Origin of the sequence: Mycobacterium sp. PS03-16, from assembly GCF_004570325.1 — a bacterium.
Classification (GTDB): Bacteria; Actinomycetota; Actinomycetes; order Mycobacteriales; family Mycobacteriaceae; genus Mycobacterium.
Genome location: NZ_SPQO01000067.1, coordinates 1 through 5392, shown reverse-complemented (window position 1 = coordinate 5392; position 5392 = coordinate 1). Strand labels below are relative to the sequence as shown.

3 rRNA genes are annotated in these 5392 nt (G+C 56.5%); all 3 read right to left on the bottom strand.

Features of this window, described 5'->3' with window-relative positions:
* Positions 1–8 precede the first annotated feature (8 nt).
* The 3 genes from rrf to E4P42_RS26595 all read right to left on the bottom strand — a co-directional run bounded on the left by rrf (position 9) and on the right by E4P42_RS26595 (position 5254).
* Positions 9–122, bottom strand: a 5S ribosomal RNA gene (gene rrf / locus E4P42_RS26605).
* A 126-nt stretch (positions 123–248) separates the two neighbouring features.
* Positions 249–3361, bottom strand: a 23S ribosomal RNA gene (locus E4P42_RS26600).
* Between the two features lie 373 nt (positions 3362–3734).
* Positions 3735–5254, bottom strand: a 16S ribosomal RNA gene (locus E4P42_RS26595).
* The 16S, 23S and 5S rRNA genes sit together here, the layout of an rRNA operon.
* Between the last annotated feature and the right edge of the window lie 138 nt (positions 5255–5392).

Genomic DNA, 5392 nt, shown 5'->3' with positions numbered 1-5392 from the left:
TAATGTGTGTTCGGCGGTGTCCTACTTTTCCACCCGTGTGGGTAGTATCATCGGCGCTGGCAGGCTTAGCTTCCGGGTTCGGGATGGGACCGGGCGTTTCCCTGCCGCTATGGACCGCCGTAACTTTATTCACTCGTTTTTGAGTGCCCCCACGCGTGTGGTGGGGGAAGTGTTTTTTGGTGGTGGGGTGTGAATCGGTGTGTTGATTCTTGGTGTGGTGTGGTTGCGTAGCATTCCCAGTTTTGGGTGTGTGTAAGTTTTCGGCCGGTTAGTGCCAGTTCCCTTCATTCATTGCTGAACTTCTAGGTCTGGTCTATCGATCCCGTGGTCTGCGGGGGGCCTTATCCCACTGAATGGGTGAGAAGCCTGGTCTTGGAGGGGGTTTCCCGCTTAGATGCTTTCAGCGGTTATCCTGTCCGAACGTGGCTATCCAGCGGTGCCCCTGGTGGGACAACTGGTGTACCAGAGGTTCGTCCGTCCCGGTCCTCTCGTACTAGGGACAGATTTCCTCAAGCTTCTGACGCGCGCGGCGGATAGAGACCGAACTGTCTCACGACGTTCTAAACCCAGCTCGCGTGCCGCTTTAATGGGCGAACAGCCCAACCCTTGGGACCTGCTCCAGCCCCAGGATGCGACGAGCCGACATCGAGGTGCCAAACCATCCCGTCGATATGGACTCTTGGGGAAGATCAGCCTGTTATCCCCGGGGTACCTTTTATCCGTTGAGCGACACCCCTTCCACTCGGGGGTGCCGGATCACTAGTCCCGACTTTCGTCCCTGCTTGACGTGTCAGTCTCGCAGTCAAGCTCCCTTGTGCACTTACACTCAACACCTGATTGCCGTCCAGGTTGAGGGAACCTTTGGGCGCCTCCGTTACTTTTTAGGAGGCAACCGCCCCAGTTAAACTACCCACCAGGCACTGTCCCTGAACCGGATATACGGTTCGAGGTTAGAAGCCCAATACGATCAGAGTGGTATTTCAACAACGACTCCACACTAACTGGCGTCAGTGCTTCACAGTCTCCCACCTATCCTACACAAACCGTATCGAACTCCAATACCAAGTTGTAGTGAAGGTCCCGGGGTCTTTTCGTCCTGCCGCGCGTAACGAGCATCTTTACTCGTAATGCAATTTCGCCGAGTCTATGGTTGAGACAGTTGAGAAGTCGTTACGCCATTCGTGCAGGTCGGAACTTACCCGACAAGGAATTTCGCTACCTTAGGATGGTTATAGTTACCACCGCCGTTTACTGGGGCTTAAATTCTCAGCTTCACCCCGAAGGGTTAACCGGTCCTCTTAACCTTCCAGCACCGGGCAGGCGTCAGTCCGTATACCTCGTCTTGCGACTTCGCACGGACCTGTGTTTTTAGTAAACAGTCGCTTCTCACTGGTTTGTGCCACCCACCTCCGCTTGGGCCGTGAAGGCTTACACGTACCGTGGGTCCCCCTTCTCCCGAAGTTACGGGGGCATTTTGCCGAGTTCCTTAACCATAGTTCACTCGTACGCCTCGGTATTCTCTACCTGACCACCTGTGTCGGTTTGGGGTACGGGCCGTGTGTGCACTCGCTAGAGGCTTTTCTTGGCAGCATAGGATCACCGAATTCGCCTCAACCGGCTATGCATCACCTCTCAGACACATGAGTGACGGATTTGCCTATCACTCGTCCTACAGGCTTACCCCAGTACAACCACTGACTGGTACGGCTACCTTCCTGCGTCACCCCATCGCTTGACTACTACCCACCGGGGTCCCGCGCAGCCGGCTGCCCTCGCACCCCGAAGGGATTGATGGACAACCATTTGGGCGGTTAGCACGATGGATTCATCAGGGACGCTCACACACGGGTACGGGAATATCAACCCGTTGTCCATCGACTACGCCTGTCGGCCTCGCCTTAGGTCCCGACTCACCCTGGGCGGACTGGCCTGGCCCAGGAACCCTTGGTCTTTCGGCGGGCAAGGTTCTCACTTGCCTTATCGCTACTCATGCCTGCATTCTCACTCCCACACCCTCCACAACTCGATCACTCGGCTGCTTCACCGGATGCAGGACGCTCCCCTACCCATCAACACAAGGTCGATGCCGCGGCTTCGGCGGTGTGCTTGAGCCCCGCTACATTATCGGCGCACAATCACTTGACCAGTGAGCTATTACGCACTCTTTCAAGGGTGGCTGCTTCTAAGCCAACCTCCTGGTTGTCTTCGCGACTGCACATCCTTTTCCACTTAGCACACGCTTAGGGGCCTTAGCCGGCGATCTGGGCTGTTTCCCTCTCGACGCACGGAGCTTATCCCCCGCCGTCTCACTGCCACACTCTCACTTGTCGGCATTCGGAGTTTGGCTGACGTCAGTAACCTAGTAGGGCCCATCGGCCATCCAGTAGCTCTACCTCCAACAAGAAACATGCGACGCTGCACCTAAATGCATTTCGGGGAGAACCAGCTATCACGGAGTTTGATTGGCCTTTCACCCCTACCCACAGCTCATCCCCTCAGTCTTCAACCTAAGTGGGTTCGGGCCTCCACGCGGTCTTACCCGCGCTTCACCCTGGCCATGGGTAGATCACTCCGCTTCGGGTCCAGAACACACCACTACACCCCTCACGGGGATACGCCCTATTCAGACTCGCTTTCGCTACGGCTACCCCACCCGGGTTAACCTCGCGACATGTCCCTGACTCGCAGGCTCATTCTTCAAAAGGCACGCCATCACCCCACACATAAAGCGAAGGCTCTGACGGATTGTAAGCGCACGGTTTCAGGTACTATTTCACTCCCCTCCCGGGGTACTTTTCACCGTTCCCTCACGGTACTAATCCGCTATCGGTCACTGGGAAGTATTCAGGCTTACCGGGTGGTCCCGGCAGATTCACAGCAGATTCCACGGGCCCGCTGCTACTCGGGGACACCATCACCACAGAACACGTGTTTTCGCCTACGGGACTCTCACCCTCTCCGGCCGGCCATCCCAAACCATTCGACTAACACGAGTTTTTCTCACTGCGGTCCAGACCGGCAGACCTGGAAAGACAGACCCCACAACACCACACACACAACCCCTGCCGAGTATCACATGTGCACGGTTTAGCCATCCTCCGCTTTCGCTCGCCACTACTCACGGAATCACAATTGTTTTCTCTTCCTACGGGTACTGAGATGTTTCACTTCCCCGCGTTCCCCCCCGACACCTATACATTCAGTGCCGGGTGACACGACATCACTCGTGCCGGGTTTCCCCATTCGGACATCCTCGGATCCACGCTCGGTTGACAGCTCCCCGAGGCATATCGCAGCCTCCCACGTCCTTCATCGGCTCCCAGTGCCAAGGCATCCACCATGCGCCCTTAAACACTTACAACACAAAACCAAAAATGAGTCATACAATGAAATTGCATACAAACGACACAAGCCACTTCCACGCATACACGCAAAGCCACCTGTGTCAGATGCTCGCAACCACTATCCACAAATCAAACACCACACCCCACCACCAAAGCAGGGCAGCAACAAAAACACCACCACCGGCGATGTCCGGCACCCACCCCACTGAAGGGATGAGCCCGCGGGCCTGTTGCCTCAGGACCCAACAGTGTGTCTGGCAATCTCTTCGCGACCGGATTTCCCACCGACCGACATGTTTGTCGTGCACCCAGCCGGCGCCACTACAGCGACCGACTCCACACGGCTCGAGCATGACCCAGCGTCATGACTCTTTTCGTGGTGCTCCTTAGAAAGGAGGTGATCCAGCCGCACCTTCCGGTACGGCTACCTTGTTACGACTTCGTCCCAATCGCCGATCCCACCTTCGACGGCTCCCTCCCACAAGGGGTTAGGCCACCGGCTTCGGGTGTTACCGACTTTCATGACGTGACGGGCGGTGTGTACAAGGCCCGGGAACGTATTCACCGCAGCGTTGCTGATCTGCGATTACTAGCGACTCCGACTTCACGGGGTCGAGTTGCAGACCCCGATCCGAACTGAGACCGGCTTTGAAAGGATTCGCTCCACCTCACGGCATCGCAGCCCTTTGTACCGGCCATTGTAGCATGTGTGAAGCCCTGGACATAAGGGGCATGATGACTTGACGTCATCCCCACCTTCCTCCGAGTTGACCCCGGCAGTCTCTCACGAGTCCCCACCATAACGTGCTGGCAACATGAGACAAGGGTTGCGCTCGTTGCGGGACTTAACCCAACATCTCACGACACGAGCTGACGACAGCCATGCACCACCTGCACACAGGCCACAAGGGAACCGACATCTCTGCCGGCGTCCTGTGCATGTCAAACCCAGGTAAGGTTCTTCGCGTTGCATCGAATTAATCCACATGCTCCGCCGCTTGTGCGGGCCCCCGTCAATTCCTTTGAGTTTTAGCCTTGCGGCCGTACTCCCCAGGCGGGGTACTTAATGCGTTAGCTACGGCACGGATCCCAAGGAAGGAAACCCACACCTAGTACCCACCGTTTACGGCGTGGACTACCAGGGTATCTAATCCTGTTCGCTCCCCACGCTTTCGCTCCTCAGCGTCAGTTACTGCCCAGAGACCCGCCTTCGCCACCGGTGTTCCTCCTGATATCTGCGCATTCCACCGCTACACCAGGAATTCCAGTCTCCCCTGCAGTACTCCAGTCTGCCCGTATCGCCCGCACGCCCACAGTTAAGCTGTGAGTTTTCACGAACAACGCGACAAACCACCTACGAGCTCTTTACGCCCAGTAATTCCGGACAACGCTCGCACCCTACGTATTACCGCGGCTGCTGGCACGTAGTTGGCCGGTGCTTCTTCTGTAGGTACCGTCACTCGCGCTTCGTCCCTACTGAAAGAGGTTTACAACCCGAAGGCCGTCATCCCCCACGCGGCGTCGCTGCATCAGGCTTGCGCCCATTGTGCAATATTCCCCACTGCTGCCTCCCGTAGGAGTCTGGGCCGTATCTCAGTCCCAGTGTGGCCGGACACCCTCTCAGGCCGGCTACCCGTCGTCGCCTTGGTAGGCCATCACCCCACCAACAAGCTGATAGGCCGCGGGCCCATCCCACACCGCAAAAGCTTTCCACCACAATCCATGCAGACCGTGGTCCTATCCGGTATTAGACCCAGTTTCCCAGGCTTATCCCAAAGTGCAGGGCAGATCACCCACGTGTTACTCACCCGTTCGCCACTCGAGTACCCCGAAGGGCCTTTCCGTTCGACTTGCATGTGTTAAGCACGCCGCCAGCGTTCGTCCTGAGCCAGGATCAAACTCTCCAAACAAAAACGTTCAGAACAATCTGACCAAGCACCAGAAAAATCTGGCAAAAAACAACAACCCACCCCTAAACGGGAAAAAGAGGCAGGCCAAAAAAACAACAAACAAAAACCACCAAACACACTATTGAGTTCTCAAACAAC